This window comes from Streptomyces sp. NPDC096105 (assembly GCF_044763335.1).
Classification (GTDB): domain Bacteria; phylum Actinomycetota; class Actinomycetes; order Streptomycetales; family Streptomycetaceae; genus Streptomyces.
Genome location: NZ_JBIWGC010000004.1, coordinates 250,531 through 267,305 on the forward strand (window position 1 = coordinate 250,531; position 16,775 = coordinate 267,305).

Genomic DNA, 16,775 nt, shown 5'->3' on the forward strand with positions numbered 1-16,775 from the left:
CCGCCCCCGGGGCCACCTCTCGACGGAGCGTGTCAGCGCAGCTCGTCGGGGCAGGGCGTCCCCCGCTCACCCCACTTGTACGGGGCCGCCAGCCGGTACGTCCCCGCCTCGGGCGCCAGCAGCACCGTCCACCGGTCGCCGTTGGCGTCCTCCTCCGTCTCCATCAGGCACCCGTGGACGTTCTCGTACGTCTTCGGCTCGCCCTCCGGGCGGTTCTCGGACTCCTCCGTCTCCTGCGGCGGGTCCAGCGCCTCGCCCTCGGCGTCGACCAGGCCCAGCCACGGCGAGTACGGCACCCGGATCAGGATCCGGCCCGGCTTCTCCACGCGCAGCGTCCACTCGCCCTGCTCGGCGCGCTCCACGACCGTGTGCGGCTCCGCCAGCGGGGTCGGCGCCTGCACCTCGAACAGCTGCCAGTTGGCGTCGCCCCAGACCTGCTTCAGGTACGGCAGTCCGCCCTGCACCAGTTCCCGCTCCCGCTGGCCGCCGTCGCCGTCCGGCTCGTCCTTGGGCAGCACCACGTAGTGCACGCCCCAGCGCTTCAGCCACTCGTGGTAGTTGGCCGCGTTGAGGGTGTCGTCGTAGAAGAGCGGGTTGCGCTCCATGTCGGCCTGCCGGTTCCAGCCGCGCGCCAGGTTCACGTACGGCGCGAGCGCGGACGCCTCGCGGTGCGAGCGGGCCGGGACGACCTCCACCCGGCCCCGCTCGGCGCCGACCTCCTGCAACTCGTTCACCAGTGGCGCCAGCTCGCGCGCCCAGGAGGCGGCGGGCGTCGTGTTCACCACGTCGTTCACGGACTTCACGCCGATCCAGCAGGTGAAGCCGACCACGGCGACGACCAGCGCGTACCACCTGCGGGACCGGGGCTCGGCGAACGGCAGCGCCGCCACCAGCACCACACCGCCGAACAGCATGGCCAGCCGGGTCATGTTCGACCCGATCTGCGAGCTGATCAGCCAGACCAGCACCACCCCGAGCCCGTACACCGCGGCCGTGATCCGGACCGTCCTCCAGTCCTTCGGCACCAGGACGTACACCAGCACCGAGTAGACCAGCGGCAGCACCACCGAGCCGAAGCCCATCGGCTGCGTGCCGGAGAACGGGAACAGCCAGGCCGACACCGCGACCACCGCGCTGGGCGCGAGACCCAGCGCCCACGCGCCCGGCCGGCGCTTCTGCAGGAACAGCGCCACCGCCACCAGGCCCACGAACAGGCCGGCGACCGGTGAGGCCATGGTCGCGAGCGCCGCCAGCGGGGCCGCGCAGAGCGCCTTCGCCCAGCGCTTGTACCGCCACCGGTGGGGCCAGCAGAAGACGACCGCGACGGCGCCGAGCGCGAACATCGTGCCCAGCCCGTACGTCACCCGGCCCGAGGCGGCGTTGCACAGCAGCGCGAACACGCCCGCCAGCGCGGCCCACAGGGAGTCGCGCACCACGGGGGCCTCCCCGCTCGGGCGAAGCCGGGAGTGGGGGAGGCAGCGCAGGAGCACCAGCGTCAGCAGGCCCGCCGACACCGTGCCCGCGATCATCATCGTGGTCCGCACCCCGAGCAGCGACATCAGGTACGGCGACACCATGCTGTACGACACCGGGTGCATGCCGCCGTACCAGGCGAGGTTGTACGCGGAGTCGGGGTGCCGGCCCACGAACTCGGCCCACGCGTCCTGCGCGGCGAGGTCGCCGCCGCTGTTCGCGAAGGTGAAGAACCAGGCGACGTGCAGCAGCCCGGCGAGCGCGGTGACGGACAGCACCGGGTGGCGCAGCGTGCGGGCCCGCACGGCGAGGACGGCGGCCCGGGCGCGGCCCGGGGGGTCATCCTGGGGGGCGCCCTGAGGGGTGTTCCCGGCAGGCGTCTCCGCCCGGTGCGCGTCCGTCCCCGGGGGCGCGTCGGCGGTCTCGACGGACCACTCCGCTCCGGATGCGGGTATTCGCGGGCCGGCTCCCGGGCCCGGGTCTGCGTCGTCGGCGCGTGTCGGCTCCGCTGTCGCCACCTGAAGGCACTCCCCGTGTCCCGTTCCTCGCCCGTCTCCTGCCCGTTTCGTGACGCTAGCACGCACCCCGCGGACCGTTCGCCCGGGAGGGCGGCGGTCCGCGGGGTGCGGACGTCGGTGACCGGCCGCCGGATCAGGCGACGCGGGTCAGCCTGTCGGTGAAGCCGGGCTCCACGAGGTCCTCCTGCAGGGCGACCGGCACCTTGACGGCGCCGTTCCTGCCGTCACCCACGGTGAGCGTGCCGACCTTCGTCCCGGCCTCCGCCGTGTGCGGCAGCTCGGTCCCGGCGAACGTCAGCTTCACCTCGAGGCCCGCCCAGCCGACGGCCTTGACGTCCTCGGTGACGGCGACGGGCGTACGGCCGCCGAGACCGTCGTCCACGTACCCGACGACCGTGCCCTTCTTCAGGATGTTCGCCGAGGTCAGCGCATCCTGGGCGGCGCGCAGCGCGGGCTTGCTGACCTCGTTGACCGTGTCCAGGATCGACGGGCCCTTGTGCTGGCCGAGGATCGCGCCGACGACGGTGACCTCCTGGCCGCCCACCTTCTTGCGGGCGGCGAAGAGCAGGTTGCCGCCGGCCTTGGTGGTGGAGCCGGTCTTGATGCCGATCGCGCCCATCGTGTAGGGCAGCTCGTTGTAGTTGCTCCAGTACTGCCCGCTCGGGTCCGTCCAGCTGGCCGCGCTGGTGATGGCCACCATGGCCGGGTTCCTCATGGCCGCGATGCCGAGCTTCGTCTGGTCCTCGGCGGTGGAGACGGTGGTCTCCTTCAGCCCCGAGGGGTCGGTGTACGTCGTGTTGGTCATCCCGAGCTCCTTGGCGGTGTCGTTCATCTTCTTGACGAACGCCTCCTCGGAGCCCGCATCCCAACGCGCCAGCAGACGCGCGATGTTGTTGGCGGAGGGGATCATGACGGCCGACAGCGCCTGCTTCTCGGTGAGGAAGTCACCGGCCTTGACGGTGTTGAGCGTGGACTCGCCGTCCTTGTCGTAGCCGCCCTCCTCCTCCGCCTTCGCGTCGATCTCGATCTTCGGGCCTTCCTCACCGGGCTTCAGCGGGTGCTCGCGCAGGATGATGTACGCCGTCATGGTCTTGGCGACCGAGCCGATGGCGACCGGCTTCTGCTCGCCGAAGTGGTCCATCGTGCCGATGCCGTCGCCGCTCATCCACCCCTGTCCCTCGCCCGGCCAGGGCAGCTTCACCGGGTCACCGTCGAAGGTGTGGGTGTCCTCGGCGGTCAGCACCAGGGTGGGCGCCGGCAGCGGCCGGAAGTTCTGCACGACCGCGAAGACGATCACCAGCAGGATCACCAGCGGCGTCCAGATCTTGATCCGCCGCACGGCCGTCCGCAGCGGGGTCTGCGGGGGCGGCGGCGTGTTGGTCAGCTCGGCCAGCAGGTCCAGCGGCGGCTTCGGCGGCAACGGCTGCTGCGTCGTCCGCTCCGGGCCGACCTGCGGCAGGAACGTCGTCGACTCGGCCGGCGCGGGACCGCCCTGACGCGGAGGCTGCCGCAGGGCGGGGTCCTCCTTGAGCGCGACGAACTTGCTGGTCCGCTCGGCCTCGGCGGCACGGACGCCCTCACGGGTGGCCGCCTCGCCCAGCTTGAGCATGGTGGTCGGCTGGTCGACGGACGCCTCGGAGGCCCGCGGCGCCCGGAACACGGCGGTGGGCTGATCGACGGGGGCGTCGTCGGCGCCCTTGTCGGGGTCGTCCTTGTCCGGGTCGCCCGTGCCCGGGTCACCCGTGTCCGAGGCGCGGTCGTCCCCGCCGTCCTCGTCGTCGTCCTTGGCCGCGGCGGCCTCGCTCTTGACGTCCTTGTCCTGGTCGTCGTCCTGGGGCGCGCCGCCGGACGGGGCGTCGGCGTCCCCGTCGGCCTCACGAGGGCTTTCGCCGTCGTCCCCGGCGCTCGCGGAGGGCGGCCCGGCGTCCTCGTCGTCCTCGTCACCGGGGGAGACGTCCTCGGGGGCCTCGGAGGCGTCCGCGCCGACCTCGCCGGCGTCGTCGCCGTCGTCGCCGTCCTGGGTCTCGTCGTCCGCCCTTGGGCCGTCCCCGGGGCCCTTGCCGTCCGCGCCGGCCCTCGCCGCGGTGACGGCAGCGGTCTCCCCGTCCGGGGCGGCCTTCGTGTCCGCGTCGGCCCTGGCGTCCGTGGGGGCCTCCGTGGCCCTGCCGGACCGCGCGTCCTCGTCGGCGCCCGCCTCCTCGTCACCGCCCTGGGGCGCGTCGTCCGCCGCCGCGTCCGCGCCGTCCCGCTCGGACTCCTCGGAGCCGGCCTCCGCCGCGTCCGCGTCCCCCTTCGGCTCCGCCGGCCGCACCCAGGTCGCGACGGCCTCCCGCAGACGCCCGTCACCGCCGTCCACGGCCCCGTCACGTCCTTCGGACGCCGCGTCGTCCACCGCGTCGTCCGAAGCCGAACCGGAACCGGAGCCCGAACCGGAGCCCGAACCCGAGGCCGAACCGGAACCCGGGGCCGACCCCCGCTCCCGCTCCGACTCCCGTTCCGGCTCGGCAGCCGACCCCGAGGCCGACCTCTCCTCCGGCTCCGGTCCGGAGGCCGCGGCCTCCCGGACCGACAGCACCCGCGTGGCCGTGTCCACGCTTCCCCTGTCCACGCTTCCCCGGTTCTCCGAGCGCCCCGTCTCGCGGGTCATGGCGAGGCGGGGATCCTGCTTCTCGGGAACCGGCCCGGTGCTCCCCGACGTCTGTTCTGCCGACGACTCGCGCTGCTTCGACCTGTCGGGGGACTCGCCCGCCACCGATGCCTCCTCCATGTGCCGCACGCCCCGCGTGCGCCAACCGAACCGTGAACCGCCCGCCCGTGACATCGCCCTGAAGCGCTGTCCGAACCATGTACCAGTGTCCTGTGTGCGGGCTTACCCCATGCGGTAGACGAGAACGACATAGCTACTGGTTCCACTACGAACCGGTCACGCACCCTCGACAGACCAATGTGAGAGGGGTCACCCTGTCATTCATCCACGCGGGGAGGCATGGATGGGCAGGAGCCGCAGAACACTTCCGGAGGAGCTTCTGCTGCTGGCACTGGACCCGACCACGGGTACCACTGCGCAGCCGCAGTCGCTCGACCTCGGTCTGGCCGGAGCACAGCTGGTGGAGCTGGCGCTGGCCGGACGGATAGCCCCAGACGGGGATCGTATCGCCGTGGTGGTGCCACGGCCGACTGGAGACCCAACACTGGACAGCGCACTGGAGTTGCTGCGAAGGCGTGGCGCTCCCGTGCGGGCCGTCCACTGGATCGGCGGGCCCCGTCTCGGGCTCCGCCAGACCTACCTCTCGCACCTGGAACGGTGCGGCATGGTGCACGCCGTGGCCGGCCAGATGTGCGGGGTCTTGCCGACGACCCGGTACCAGGCGACGGACACCGAGATCAGCCGGGAGATCAGGGCCCGGCTGGACTCCGCGATCCGTACCGGCGTCCCGCCGGACCCGCGGACCGCGGCGCTCGCCGCACTGGCGCACGCGGTCGGTCTCGGCAAGCACCTGTACCCGGGGAACGAGGGTCGCTCCTCGCGCTCCCGGTTGCGGGACCTGATCCGGCACGACCCGATGGGCGGACTCGTCGCGCACGCGGTGATGGACGTCCAGAACGGCGTCGCGGCCCAGCCGCGCCGCAGCTCCGCACCGGCGGGCCGGCAGGCCCCCGGCGGCAGGAGCGGACCGGAACCCGCCCGCGGCGTTCCGGCGCAGCCCCACCGCGGATCCATGGCACGGGCCGCCGCCCACTGAGCCGTACGTCCCCCGGGCTCGGCACGGCAGGGCACCACCACGGATCCACGGCACCACAGACCCGGTCACGGGAGCCGCTGTCCGAGCGGGGCGGAGGGAGCACACGGGCTCTCTCCGCCCCGCTCGGCGTGCCCGAAGGCGCGGTCGCCCCCGGCCGCGGGGCCGTGAACTGGCGTGCACCGGTCGTATATCCACCATTTCCCAGCGGTAGTACGCGCGTCGGTGGCAGTCTGCTCATCGAGCAGACACACAGTGGCACGTACGAGGTCCAAGTACACAGTGCAAGTACGAGGCACGCAGCCGGAGGTGCACGTCCCGTGGCGTCCAATGTCAATCCCACCGTCCGGCGGCGCCGGCTCGGCCAGGAGCTGCGCCGGCTCCGTGAGCTGAAGGGCATGACGGCCGAGGAGGTCGCGGAGCGGCTGCTGGTGTCGCAGTCGAAGATCAGCCGGCTGGAGAACGGCCGCCGCAGCATCAGCCAGCGCGACGTGCGCGATCTGTGCGGGGTCTACGAGGTCGAGGACCAGCGGATCGTCGACTCGCTGATGCAGATGGCCAAGGACTCCCGCCAGCAGGGCTGGTGGCACGCGTTCGGCGACATCCCGTACAGCGTCTACATCGGTCTGGAGACGGACGCGGAGTCGCTGCGGGTGTACGAGCCGCAGATCATCACCGGTCTGCTGCAGACCCGCGCGTACGCCGAGGCGATCGTCCAGGGCGGTTCGCCGGAGTCCAGCGAGCAGGAGAACGACAAGCGGGTGGAGGTGCGGCTGCGCCGGCAGAGCCGGATCACCGCCGAGCAGGACCCGCTGCGGCTGTGGGTGGTGCTCGACGAGGCCGCGCTGCACCGGGTCGTCGGCAGCCGCCAGGTGATGCGCGAACAGCTGGAGCACGTGCTGGAGCTGAGCCAGCTGCCGCACGTCACCGTGCAGGTGCTGCCGTTCGAGGTCGGCGCGCACGCGGGCATCAACGGCCAGTACTCCATCCTGGAGTTCGCCGACGCGGCCGACTCGAGCGTGGTCTACATCGAGGGCGTCACCAGCGACCTGTACCTGGAGAAGCCGCACGACGTGCAGAAGTACACGGTGATGTACGAGCACCTGCGGGCGCAGTCGCTGAACGTGGAGCAGTCGCGGCGGCTGGTGGAGCGGCTCGTGAAGGAGTACGCGCGCTGACCTTCCGTCGTAGGAGGGCGGGATGCTACACCGCCGACACGTACGGCTGGAAGTCTTGCCCGGGAGATGCCATCCGGTCGAGTGAACGACCGCTCCGGACGACGAGGGTGGCGAGTAGCGTCGATCACGCCGACCGGCATCCGCGGTTGGCGCAATCCGTTCTGCGGGTCCACGCCGGAATGCGCAGGCCGGTGACAGCAACTCAGCATCTGGCTACGGAGCGAACATGGCAATTCGTCTGGGCGCCACGGAAACGTGGACGACGTCCTCCTACACCAACAACAACGGCGCGTGCGTGATGGTCAGGTCGACCACCGAGGAGTCGCTGGAGCTCGGGGACACCAAGATCCCCGAGGGTCCGAAGCTGGCGTTCCCGGCCGACGCGTGGAACGCTTTCGTGGCCTCGGTCAGGTCCTAGCGCCCCGGCGCGGGGACCGGCGCCACCGACAGGCCCTCTCGACGAGTCCGCCGTCCTTGCCGAGAGGGCCGGCACGCGCCCCGCTCCGCACGTCCCGGGGTCCCGGCCCGCCCCGCCGGGAGACGGCAGGACCGGCCGCGGGGAAGCCCCCGCGACCGGCCCCGTGCGACCGGGTCCGTCCTCAGCCCGCGGTCGTCCTCGCCTCCGCGACCGGGAAGGCGACGTCGCACACCGGGGCCTCCGGGCCCGCCGCGTCCCAGTCCGCGAAGTAGATCTCACGGCAGGGCCCCGCGTACGCCAGTCCCTGCTCCCGTATCCACGCCTCCACCGCCTCGAAGGCGGCCAGGATCTGCGGGTGCGCGACCTGCGCCTTGGTGATGCGGGTGCGGGCCAGCCGCATCGCCGGCTCCACCCGCACCGCCGTCCCCCGCACCCGGCCCCGCTCCGCGGCCCAGGCGCGGGCCGCCGCCTCGTCGGCGACCGGCACGCACGCCTCGGCGGGCCCGTCGCTCTCCACCGTCACCTCGGAGTGGTAGACGACGAACGGTGACCCGGTCGCCCCGCCGCAGGCGCGGGCGCCCTCCTCCAGCCGGCCCAGCGACGCGCCGATCCACGCCGGCAGCTCGCCCGCCAGGATGTGGCGCGACTCGGTGAGCACCACCTGCTCCGGCACGTCCACCGTCTCCACCGTGAACTTCCCGTACATCTCGAGGCTCCTCCCCGACAACCGTCCACGGAGATAGTCGGCGAGCGTCCGCTGCGCGGCGTGACGCGCCTCGACCTCGCCCCAGTAAGCGTCCAGCCGGCCCGCCTGCACCGCGCCGTCGCCCGCGTCCACCACCTCGGCGATCCGCGCCAGCGGCATGTCCAGCTGCCGCAACAGCGCCACCAGCCGGGCCCGTTCGACCTGGCTCACCCGGTAGAACCGGTAACCGGTGTCCGCGTCGACCCGCGCCGGCGCCAGCAGCCCCAGCCGGTCGTACAACCGCAGGGCCTTGGCCGACAGGCGGCTGCGCGCCGCGAACGCCCCGATGGAGAGCAGTTCCTCGTCCACGTCGCCATTCTCCGTGACCGGGCGGTCCCTCCGCCCGGTGACGAAGACGCTCACCCCTGCCCCAAGGGCAAGGTCAACCGTCAGCCGAGAGCCTTCTCCACGGCCGCCACGACCTCCGCCGACTCCGGCTCGGTCTGCGGGGAGAAACGGGCCACGACGGCGCCGTCCCGGCCGACGAGGAACTTCTCGAAGTTCCAGCGGACGTCCCCGCTGTGCCCCTCGGCGTCGGCGAAGCCCACCAGCCGCTCGTACAGCGGGTGCCGGCCCTCCCCGTTCACCTCGACCTTCTCGGTCATCGGGAACGTCACCCCGTACGTCGCCGAACAGAACTCGGCGATCTCCTCCGCGGAGCCCGGCTCCTGCCCGAGGAACTGGTTGCAGGGCACGCCGAGCACGGTGAACCCCCGCTCCGCGTACCGCTCGTGGAGCCGCTCCAGGCCCTCGTACTGCGGGGTCAGCCCGCACTTGGACGCCACGTTCACGACGAGCACGGCACGGCCCGCGTACTGGGAGAGGCCGGCCGGGCCGCCGGTCAGGGCGCCGATCTCGACGTCGAGCGGCGAGGCGCTGTTGTTCTCGGTAGTCGTCATGGGGCCGACCCTAGCCCCGGCCGCCGACGCCGTCCTGACCGCCCCGACGGCGAGCAGGTCGCCCGCGAGCCGTTCGAGCACGGCGTCCGCGCCGAGGGCGGTGAGGTCATGCCCCGATGATCGCGGCGGGGCCGCTCCACCACGATCGGGTGAATCCGTCCGGTACAGGGCAACAGGTCGCATACCTCGCGGGTCACCTACGCGCACGACCAGTGACGACCAGGGAGTCCCCGCACCGTGACCCAGCCGAACGACCCGAGCCGGCAGCAGCCGCCCTACGCGCACCGGCAGCCGCACCCGGACCAGCAGCCCTCCCCCCAGCCGCCGGGGGACGGCTTCCCCGGCGCCCCGCCCCGGCCGCCCAGGAAGGGCCGCTTCCTGAAGTTCGCGGGTCTCGGCTGCGCGGGCGTCCTCGGCCTCGTCGTCGTGATCGCCGCGGTGTCGGCGGGCGGCGGCGACTCCGGCGACGGCGGGAACACGGCCGCCGGCGTCTCCGCGTCCGCCGGGGCGAAGGAGGACACTTCCAAGGCGAAGAGGGAGACCGCGCGGAGCGGCCCGGTGAAGATCACCGCGGAGCGGACGGAGTTCAGCGAGGACCTCCTGGCCGACGGCAGCGCCTACACCAGCGTGCTGGTCACCGTCGTCAACAACGGCGACGACGAGGTGAGCGTGAACCCCCTGTACTTCACGATCACCGACGCCGAGGGCACCAAGCACACCGCCGAACTCGGCGCGGACACGCGGCAGATCGGGACCGTGGACCTCGCGCCCGGCGAGAACATCTCCGGCACCGTCACCGGCAGGGGCGCCTTCGCACCGCAGTACGTGACCTACACCGACGGCCTCCTGGGCGACCCGGTCCGCGTCGACGTCTCCTGACGCCCGGCCGCCGGAGCCTCAGTCCGCCCGGACGGCGAAGTGCGGGTCCGGGGGAGTCCGGGAATCCGGGGAGTCCGCGCAGGGCTCCTGGACGGCCTCCACGCCCTCCGTCGCGGTGTCACGGAGGACCCGCCATGCCCTTGCCCGCATGCCGGGTCCCGTGGCCGTGTGCGCGTCGGCCCTCGGGGGCGCCGGGGCGCGATCTCCCTCTCGCCACGGCCCGCGCCCCCACCGGCGCCGCTGACCGCGCTGACCGCGCTGACCGCGCCGGCCGCGCTGACCGCGCCGGCCGCGCTGACCGCGCCGGCCGGGATCGACGGGGAGCGCCTGCCCGGGCAACCGTCACCGTGTCCGGGCAGGTCAGAGGCGTAGCGCACCCGTGACCCGGACCGCGGGCGGCACGCCGCGCAACGCCCCCGCATAGAATCCGGCCCATGGTGAAGCCCGACGAGCTGATCGTAGACATCGCCGCCCGCGTGGAATCGGGGCAGAGCAGCCAGATGTCTCTGACCGTGGTCACCGGTGGTGCCGTCATCACCGGCCGGCTGGCTCCCGAAGCCGTGTGGCGGAAGAGGGTCGCGGAGGTGCTGATGGACTCGGACCGAATCGGCGAGTTCGCCTCCGTCTTCGACGCCCCGGTGAAGCGGGACGGCCCGCCCACCCACCTCCACTTCCACGTCGCCCGGATCATCCAGGGCACGGTCGGCATCCCGGAGACGGGCGGCATGTACCGGGTGGCGATCGAGGACGTGAGCGCTTGGACGGTGGGTGACTTCAGCTACTCCTGACCTGTGCCCGTGCCCCCGGGCGTCTTGCGGACACCTGGGCCTGCCCCTTAAGTTACTGGCGAGTAGGCCACAGGTGAACGGAGCGCCGCCATGCCCACGCTGGACCGCCACGAGAACGTCTTCGTCCTCGACCTGGGAGACGGCGAGAACCGCTTCCACCCCGACTGGATCGCCGCGGTCGGGGCCGCGCTCGACGAGGTGGAGAAGGCGGAGGGCCCGCGCGCCCTGGTGACCGCGGCCACGGGCAAGTTCTGGTCCAACGGCCTGGACCTGGAGTGGCTGTTCGCCCACGCGGACCACTACCACGACTACGTGGTCTCCGTGCACGCACTGTTCGCGCGGCTGCTGTCCCTGCCGGCCGTGACGGTGGCCGCCCTCCAGGGCCACACGTTCGCGGCCGGGGCCATGCTCTCCCTGGCCCACGACTTCCGCGTGATGCGCGCCGACCGCGGCTACTGGTGCCTGCCGGAGGCGGACATCGACATCCCGTTCACCCCCGGCATGTCCGCCCTCATCCGCGCCCGCCTGACCCCGCAGACGGCCCACGCGGCCATGACGACGGCCCGCCGCTACGGAGGCACGGACGCGGCGGCCGCGGCGATCGTGGACCAGGCGGTCCCGGAGGACGCGGTCCGCTCCACGGCCGTCGACCTGGCCCGGCCCCAGGCGGCCAAGGCCGGCGCCACCCTGGGAACCATCAAGTCCCGCCTGTACGCCGAGGTCCTGACCACCCTGAGGGACACGGCGAACCCGCTGGGCTGACGGGCACGACACCTCGCCGGCGCCGGAAAGGGCGCTCTCCGGATCACCGCCCCGGCCAGTCCGGCACCGCTTCGAGGGTGGGGTAGCCGTGCAGGACCTGGTCCACGCCCGTCAGGGTCAGCATGCGGTGTACGGGCCGGCTGGGTGCGATCAGCACGATACGGGCGCCGGCGGTTCTGGCCGTGCGGTAGGCCGCGATCAGGCAGGTCAGGCCGGTGGAGTCCAGGAACGTCACGCCGGACAGCTCCAGGAGGACGGTGTGGCCGTCGGTGAGCGTCAGCGGCCTCAGCACGTCGGCGAGCCGGTGGGCGGTGTGCAGGTCGAGGGCGCCCCGGACCGTGACCAGGTGGTGGTCGGCGCCCGCCCGGCGGACGTCGATGTGCGGGGCGGGCGGCTGGTCGGAGTGCGTCGAAACGTCCTTGCGCGCGTGCGGGTGGTTCATGGGTTCAGCTCCTGCTGGTGGCCGCCGCGCCACTCGGTGAGCAGGACGGTGGCGTCGTCGTCGAGCATGCCGTCGTGGTGGTCCATGACGGCGGTCATCAGCCGGCGCAGGGTCTCGTGCAGGGTGTGCCGGCCGGAGTGGTGACGGCGGATGAACTCGACGAAGCGGTCCCGGCCGAACTCGACGCCGTACCGGTCGCGGGCTTCGACGACGCCGTCGGTGTACAGCAGCAGGCGGTCGCCGGGTTCCAGCTGCTCGGTGGCCTCGGTGACGGGCAGGCCCAGGTCGGCTCCCATGGGGCCGGCCGGGGGGCAGGACAGGTCGGTGGTCCAGCGGCTGTCGCGGATGAGGATCGGCAGGTGGTGACCGCGGTTGATCCACGTCAGCTTGCCGCTCTCCATGTCCAGGTCCGCCAGGATCGCGGTGACGTAACGGCGGGCGTCGAACTGCTCGATCAGGGTGCGCTCCACTTCCCGGCTGGTCTCGGCCAGGGAGGCACCCTGCCTGCGGGCGTTGCGGCAGGCGGCGACGGCGACGTTGGCGGTGATGCCGGCGGTGGTGTCGTGTCCCATGGCGTCGAAGACAGCCAGGTGGAGAACGTGGCCGGTCACGGCGTAGTCGAAGGCGTCCCCGCCGACCTGGTAGGCGGGCTCCATCACCGCCCCGACGGTGGCGTCATGTCCCGCATAAGCGGGGGGCGGGGTCAGATTCCACTGCATCTCCGCCGCCACGTTCATCGGCTCGGTGCGCACCAGCCGGGCGTAGGAGTCACTGAAGGACCGTTTGCTCAGCACCAGCAGGGCCGTCATCGACGCCAGATCCCTCAAGGCCCCGCGGATGGCTTCGGTGTCGGTGTCGGTGTCGGCCCGCAACACCCCCAGACGCTCCACACCGTCGGTGACGGCCACCCACCACCGACGCCGCCGCACAGCGCCGCCCACCTGGACCTGAGCGGGTTCGGGGATCACCGCCACGCGCTGAAAGGCCTGGCCGGGCAGGCTGCCCGACACGGTGAACTCCTGCCCGTCCTCCCCCGCGTCCGGCCCCCGGCCGGTGAGCTGGCGCAGCACCGTCTCCTGCATGTCCACCAGGAAGACCACCGTGTCGTACATGCCCGCCGAGGCGGCATGACCGGCGATCAACCGCGGAAGCTGCTCCATCGTGGCCACATGGCTGGCCTGCATCAACCGCACCAGCGACACCGCACTGCGCTCCGTCACGGTCCTGGATCCCCTCACCGGCCGGACATACGACGTCCCGAAGGACCGCGCCGCTTCGCGACTCAGGGCGTCGCCGTGCTCCTGTCCTACCGAGTATCCCGCTCAGCGACGGCATGCACCGCTCGACGGCGAGGGCCGCCCGCCGGGTCGCACGTGCGGTGCCGGGACCATCCGACGCCCTGGCAGCCCCGCAGCCCGGTGCACCCCCGCCGACCGGTGACCGAGCGCAGCGTGTGCGTGTCCGATGCGGGTCGCCGACCGACACCCGGGGGACGGCATCGGGCCGTGCCGCTGGCCGGCCCGCCCGGATCCCCCGGACTGCGCAGGCGGTGCGATCCGGCTGAAGCCGGACTTCGGGCCCGTAGGACGGCCGGAGGGGCAGTCCCGGTGCGCCGGACCGGCAGCCCGCGTCGGCGCCGGTCCCCCGACCCTCGGCGGCACCTGCGTCGTCCGCGTCTCCGAACCACGACGCCGCTTGCGCCTGACAGCGAGGGCAGGGCCGTCGGCCGCAGCTCGCACCGCCATGACATCGGCCCCTGAGGCGATCGGCACCCCCCTCCGGGCCCTGGTCCGCGGATGCACGGGCTCCCGAGGGGCCACTTCGTCACGGTCCGCAACGGCATGATGCCGACGGGGCTGGATCGGATCGCGGTGCGCGAGCATGCCGCGAGGCGGAGTCCGCCGCACTGGACGGACGGTCACCCCGATCCGGCCGTCGAACTGATCCGTCCGACGGAGGCGTCGATATCGTCCATGGCGCCTCCGCTCCTGGTCAGGGACCGAAAGCTCGGAGTGTCGCGTCGACGAGCGCATCCGCGTACGCCGTCGTCAGCGGACCGCTGCGGTGCAGCCACCTCAGGAAGAGCGGCGCGTAGAGCATTTCGAGGACCAGGTCGAGGTCGGCGTCGGGGGCGAGCTGGCCCGCCTTCTGGGCACTGCGGAGGCGTGCCTTCCTCGCCTCGTCCAGCGGCCCGGCCAGCTTCTCGCGGTACTCGGCAGCCAGTGCGGCGTCGTTGGCGATCTCGGTGTTGAGAGCGCGGATCAGCTTGTCGAAGGACGGGTCGGCGAACTCCTCGACCGTGGCGCGCATGACGAGCCTCAGGTCCGCTCGGAGGTCGCCGGTGTCCGGGAGCGTGACCGACTTCCCGTCCGCGTCCTCGCTCGGAGCCAGGAGGGCGGCGACGACGACCGCGCTTTTCGACGGCCACCGACGGTAGATCGTCTGCTTGCCGACGCCGGCGCGGGCGGCGATGGCTTCGACCGTGACCTTTTCGTACGTCTCTTCGGTGACCAGGGCCCGGGCGGCCGCGAGGATCGCCTGCCGGGACCGTTCCTTGCGCCGGGAGTGGTCCGGCCCTTCCTCCTTGGACATGCGTCCAGCCTACCCAGGAAACTAAACGAGACGTACCGTATTGGTCTGATCTCCTCGATGCCCCACTCCCAAAACGAGTCGAGACGGTTCGTTTACTTATTTGGGGTGACGCATCATGGCGGACGCGAGGGCATGGCTCATCACCGGCGCATCCCGCGGCCTGGGACGCGCTTTCACCGAGGCCGCCCTGGCAGGCGGCGACCGCGTGGTGGCGGCCGCCCGCAATGTCGGGCCCTTGAAGAACCGGCCGAGGAGTACCCCGGCCGCCTGGTCCCGCTGCCCTTGGACGTCACCGACCGCCGGGCGGTGTCCGACGCGGTGGAGCAGGCGGCCGCGGTCTTCGGCAGGCTGGACGTCGTCGTCAACAACGCGGGCGCGATGCTCTACGGCATGGTGGAGGCGTTCCCGGATGAGCGGGTCTCTGCTGAGACGGACGACCTCGTTCGGTATGAGGAGATGTTCAGCCGATTCGAGGGCGCGGCCGTCTTCGGCGGTGAGGCGCGTGACCTGCTGATGCGGGTGATGGCGCTCTTCAGCCGGTCTTCGTCGACTCGTCGAAGAACCTGATGATCCGGGGCAGGGCTTGCCGCACCGATCCGTTGTGGTCGTATTCGCCGACGTCGGTCAGCCGGTGTGCGGCACCGTTCCTCGTCAACTGGTCGGCACAGTAGGCCGCGTGACTGATGTCGACGTCCTTGTCGCCCCGGCCGTGGAAGATCTCCACCGGTACGTTCGGCCGCCAGTCGCACGTGTTGTCCATCGGGTGCAGCTTGTCCTTCAGGACACCGTCGGGCTTGCGGATCTTGTTCAGGAAGTTCTCGGTGAACAGGTCCTTGGAAGCCGCCGGGAGTTTGCTGACGATCCGCTCAGCAGTGTGATGGCCGTCGAAGAGATCCTCCACCTCGCTGTCGTAGGGGGAGCGGAAGACGTCGCCGGGCGACGTGTAGAGGCCGTACATCTTGTTCCAGGCGGTGACGAAGTAGGCGAGGTAGATGCCGGATTTGTCGATCTTGTCGTCGGCTGCGGCGGCCTCGAAGGCCGAGAGGTTGTAGGGGCCGCTGACCGGGGCGAGTGCCCCCAGCCTGAAGTAGCGGTCGGCACCCTCCTGCTGAAGCGCCCGGCCTACCAGCATGGTTGCGGGGCCGCCCTGGGAGAATCCGCTGACCTGGACCTTCCGCTTCAGCTCCCGGCCGCTCCGGTGGGCGAAGGTCCGGGCTGCGCGCAGGCCGTCCACCGAAGCCGCGACGGTGGCCCGAGGGTCACCGTAGGGGTGGAAGCCTTCGCCCGAGCCGAGGCCCACGTAGTCGGGTGCCGAAACGGCCCGCCCGGTCGAGGCGAACAGCAGGGCGATGAGCCGGTCGTTCGACTTCGGATTCTCCGACGCGACGTCCTTGCGGTAGACGGTGGTGCCGTGCAGCCAGGAGACGGTGGACAGGTGGCGCGCCCTGTTCTTGGGCAGGACGACGAGCTGGCTCGCGGTCGTGGGGGCACCCGCGCTGTCAGTGGTGCGGTAGGTGACCCGATAGGCGGTCACGCCGTAGCGGACCTGGGAGGAGTCGATCTTTCCACGGAGTTCCCCGGCCACTTCCTCCGCTGTGAGGTCGGCCGCTTGCTCGACGGAGACGACGGCCCCGCCTTGTGCCCGCTCGCTGTGGGAGCCGGCCGCCGCCGAGACCGGAGCCACCAGGGCGGACACACTACCGAGGACCGCCGCACCAGCCAGCATCCGGATTTTCGTTCGCCGTGAAGTCATGGATGGATCATGCCCGTCGACCTCTCCGCCGGGACATGGAGCGGCCCCCCGGGCCGCAAAGGGAGAAAACCCCCCTCGAGCCCGTGAGGGACGCAGGATGCCCTATCTCCTACGGAACGGTTCGGATGCCAAATGGTGCGGGGGAGGGGACCGTACCGCTCGGCAGCGGATGGGTCGGACCGAGGGCGAGGGCCACCAGGGCTTCATCCGGGACGTCGATGGGCGGTGCTGTGTCACGCGACCCGTTGGACACGCCCTGAGGGATGGTGCTCCAGACCTGGTGGCGCGTAGTGGCACGCGTGTGGCACGACCCCCGGCACGTCGAAGGGCCAGCCTCGGAGGAAACCCCTCCTGAGCTGGCCCTTCTCTCTGTGCCCCCGGCAGGATTCGAACCTGCGACACCCGCTTTAGGAGTTCGATCTCCCCCCGACGTGATCGTGGTTCACCGCGCGCACGGGGGCCGCACGTGGCTGCCGGGTATTGCCGCTGCCCGTGGCCGTTGATGTCAGTGTTGGATGTCAGCGGAACAGCGCCGACACCGGTGACTCGCCTGGCCGGTCGGCCTATCCCCCGCCACAGCACCCGGCA

Annotated in this window: 15 protein-coding genes and 1 tRNA gene; 7 read left to right on the forward strand and 9 right to left on the reverse strand. The window is 71.9% G+C overall.

Annotation, left to right across the window (positions count from 1 at the left end; genetic code table 11):
- Window positions 1–32 precede the first annotated feature (32 nt).
- Window positions 33–1,991, reverse strand: a complete 1,959-nt coding sequence (locus ACIQ8B_RS09010; protein WP_403546280.1) for an MFS transporter — start codon at window positions 1,989–1,991, stop codon at window positions 33–35.
- Between the two features lie 133 nt (window positions 1,992–2,124).
- On the reverse strand, window positions 2,125–4,758 hold the full coding sequence (locus ACIQ8B_RS09015) for a D-alanyl-D-alanine carboxypeptidase (protein ID WP_403546281.1): 2,634 nt from the start codon (window positions 4,756–4,758) through the stop codon (window positions 2,125–2,127).
- 223 nt (window positions 4,759–4,981) lie between these two features.
- On the opposite strand from ACIQ8B_RS09015, the gene ACIQ8B_RS09020 reads away from it, so the two are divergent.
- From ACIQ8B_RS09020 to ACIQ8B_RS09030, 3 genes are all read left to right on the forward strand, one after another.
- Window positions 4,982–5,734 (forward strand): GPP34 family phosphoprotein, encoded by a 753-nt coding sequence (locus tag ACIQ8B_RS09020; protein ID WP_106413760.1) that lies wholly within the window; start codon window positions 4,982–4,984, stop codon window positions 5,732–5,734.
- Window positions 5,735–6,051: 317 nt separating this feature from the next.
- Entirely contained in the window at window positions 6,052–6,909 is an 858-nt protein-coding gene (locus tag ACIQ8B_RS09025) for a helix-turn-helix transcriptional regulator (protein WP_106413761.1), read from the forward strand.
- Window positions 6,910–7,135: 226 nt separating this feature from the next.
- Window positions 7,136–7,327 (forward strand): DUF397 domain-containing protein, encoded by a 192-nt coding sequence (locus ACIQ8B_RS09030; protein WP_106413762.1) that lies wholly within the window; start codon window positions 7,136–7,138, stop codon window positions 7,325–7,327.
- A 181-nt stretch (window positions 7,328–7,508) separates the two neighbouring features.
- Here ACIQ8B_RS09030 and ACIQ8B_RS09035 read toward each other — a convergent pair whose 3' ends face one another.
- Window positions 7,509–8,381 carry a MerR family transcriptional regulator gene (locus ACIQ8B_RS09035; protein ID WP_403546282.1) on the reverse strand — a complete coding sequence of 291 codons (873 nt, stop codon included), beginning with the start codon at window positions 8,379–8,381 and terminating at the stop codon, window positions 7,509–7,511.
- 80 nt (window positions 8,382–8,461) lie between these two features.
- Window positions 8,462–8,971: a glutathione peroxidase gene (locus tag ACIQ8B_RS09040; RefSeq protein ID WP_106413764.1), complete on the reverse strand. Its 510-nt coding sequence runs from the start codon at window positions 8,969–8,971 to the stop codon at window positions 8,462–8,464.
- 237 nt (window positions 8,972–9,208) lie between these two features.
- Between ACIQ8B_RS09040 and ACIQ8B_RS09045 the strand changes: the two genes are divergently transcribed.
- The 3 genes from ACIQ8B_RS09045 (at window position 9,209) to ACIQ8B_RS09055 (ending at window position 11,400) form a co-directional block, all read left to right on the forward strand.
- Window positions 9,209–9,850 carry a DUF4352 domain-containing protein gene (locus ACIQ8B_RS09045; RefSeq protein WP_403546283.1) on the forward strand — a complete coding sequence of 214 codons (642 nt, stop codon included), beginning with the start codon at window positions 9,209–9,211 and terminating at the stop codon, window positions 9,848–9,850.
- A 434-nt stretch (window positions 9,851–10,284) separates the two neighbouring features.
- On the forward strand, window positions 10,285–10,638 hold the full coding sequence (locus ACIQ8B_RS09050; protein WP_290001273.1) for a hypothetical protein: 354 nt from the start codon (window positions 10,285–10,287) through the stop codon (window positions 10,636–10,638).
- Between the two features lie 90 nt (window positions 10,639–10,728).
- The gene (locus tag ACIQ8B_RS09055) at window positions 10,729–11,400 is read left to right on the forward strand and encodes an enoyl-CoA hydratase-related protein (protein WP_403546284.1); all 672 of its coding nucleotides are present in this window, start codon (window positions 10,729–10,731) and stop codon (window positions 11,398–11,400) included.
- A gap of 43 nt (window positions 11,401–11,443) precedes the next feature.
- Here the strand turns inward: ACIQ8B_RS09055 and ACIQ8B_RS09060 are convergent, their stop codons facing one another.
- The 3 genes from ACIQ8B_RS09060 to ACIQ8B_RS09070 form a co-directional block, all read right to left on the reverse strand.
- Window positions 11,444–11,842, reverse strand: a complete 399-nt coding sequence (locus tag ACIQ8B_RS09060; protein ID WP_403546285.1) for an STAS domain-containing protein — start codon at window positions 11,840–11,842, stop codon at window positions 11,444–11,446.
- Complete coding sequence (locus ACIQ8B_RS09065) at window positions 11,839–13,026, reverse strand: PP2C family protein-serine/threonine phosphatase (RefSeq protein WP_403546394.1); 1,188 nt, start codon at window positions 13,024–13,026, stop codon at window positions 11,839–11,841. Before ACIQ8B_RS09065 ends, ACIQ8B_RS09060 begins: the two co-directional genes overlap by 4 nt.
- An 808-nt stretch (window positions 13,027–13,834) precedes the next feature.
- Window positions 13,835–14,434 carry a TetR/AcrR family transcriptional regulator gene (locus ACIQ8B_RS09070; RefSeq protein ID WP_403546286.1) on the reverse strand — a complete coding sequence of 200 codons (600 nt, stop codon included), beginning with the start codon at window positions 14,432–14,434 and terminating at the stop codon, window positions 13,835–13,837.
- A 282-nt stretch (window positions 14,435–14,716) separates the two neighbouring features.
- Between ACIQ8B_RS09070 and ACIQ8B_RS09075 the strand changes: the two genes are divergently transcribed.
- Window positions 14,717–15,001, forward strand: coding sequence for an SDR family NAD(P)-dependent oxidoreductase (locus tag ACIQ8B_RS09075; protein ID WP_403546287.1), 285 nt, complete (start codon window positions 14,717–14,719; stop codon window positions 14,999–15,001).
- On the opposite strand, the gene ACIQ8B_RS09080 is transcribed toward ACIQ8B_RS09075, so the two are convergent.
- Both ACIQ8B_RS09080 and ACIQ8B_RS09085 read right to left on the reverse strand, forming a co-directional pair.
- Complete coding sequence (locus ACIQ8B_RS09080) at window positions 14,967–16,187, reverse strand: lipase family protein (RefSeq protein ID WP_403546288.1); 1,221 nt, start codon at window positions 16,185–16,187, stop codon at window positions 14,967–14,969. The two genes, ACIQ8B_RS09075 and ACIQ8B_RS09080, sit on opposite strands and share 35 nt — an antisense overlap.
- Window positions 16,188–16,559: 372 nt before the next feature.
- Window positions 16,560–16,648 (reverse strand) — tRNA-OTHER (locus tag ACIQ8B_RS09085).
- Window positions 16,649–16,775: the final 127 nt, after the last annotated feature.

What these genes read in the sequence shown, in the direction of transcription:
- ACIQ8B_RS09015 (WP_403546281.1), bottom strand. Translation starts at nt 4,758, where the DNA reads ATGGAGGAGGCATCGGTGGCGGGCGAGTCCCCCGACAGGTCGAAGCAG.
- ACIQ8B_RS09020 (WP_106413760.1), top strand. Translation starts at nt 4,982, where the DNA reads ATGGGCAGGAGCCGCAGAACACTTCCGGAGGAGCTTCTGCTGCTGGCA.
- ACIQ8B_RS09030 (WP_106413762.1), top strand. Translation starts at nt 7,136, where the DNA reads ATGGCAATTCGTCTGGGCGCCACGGAAACGTGGACGACGTCCTCCTAC.
- ACIQ8B_RS09040 (WP_106413764.1), bottom strand. Translation starts at nt 8,971, where the DNA reads ATGACGACTACCGAGAACAACAGCGCCTCGCCGCTCGACGTCGAGATC.
- ACIQ8B_RS09050 (WP_290001273.1), top strand. Translation starts at nt 10,285, where the DNA reads ATGGTGAAGCCCGACGAGCTGATCGTAGACATCGCCGCCCGCGTGGAA.
- ACIQ8B_RS09055 (WP_403546284.1), top strand. Translation starts at nt 10,729, where the DNA reads ATGCCCACGCTGGACCGCCACGAGAACGTCTTCGTCCTCGACCTGGGA.
- ACIQ8B_RS09060 (WP_403546285.1), bottom strand. Translation starts at nt 11,842, where the DNA reads ATGAACCACCCGCACGCGCGCAAGGACGTTTCGACGCACTCCGACCAG.
- ACIQ8B_RS09065 (WP_403546394.1), bottom strand. Translation starts at nt 13,026, where the DNA reads ATGCAGGCCAGCCATGTGGCCACGATGGAGCAGCTTCCGCGGTTGATC.
- ACIQ8B_RS09070 (WP_403546286.1), bottom strand. Translation starts at nt 14,434, where the DNA reads ATGTCCAAGGAGGAAGGGCCGGACCACTCCCGGCGCAAGGAACGGTCC.
- ACIQ8B_RS09080 (WP_403546288.1), bottom strand. Translation starts at nt 16,187, where the DNA reads ATGACTTCACGGCGAACGAAAATCCGGATGCTGGCTGGTGCGGCGGTC.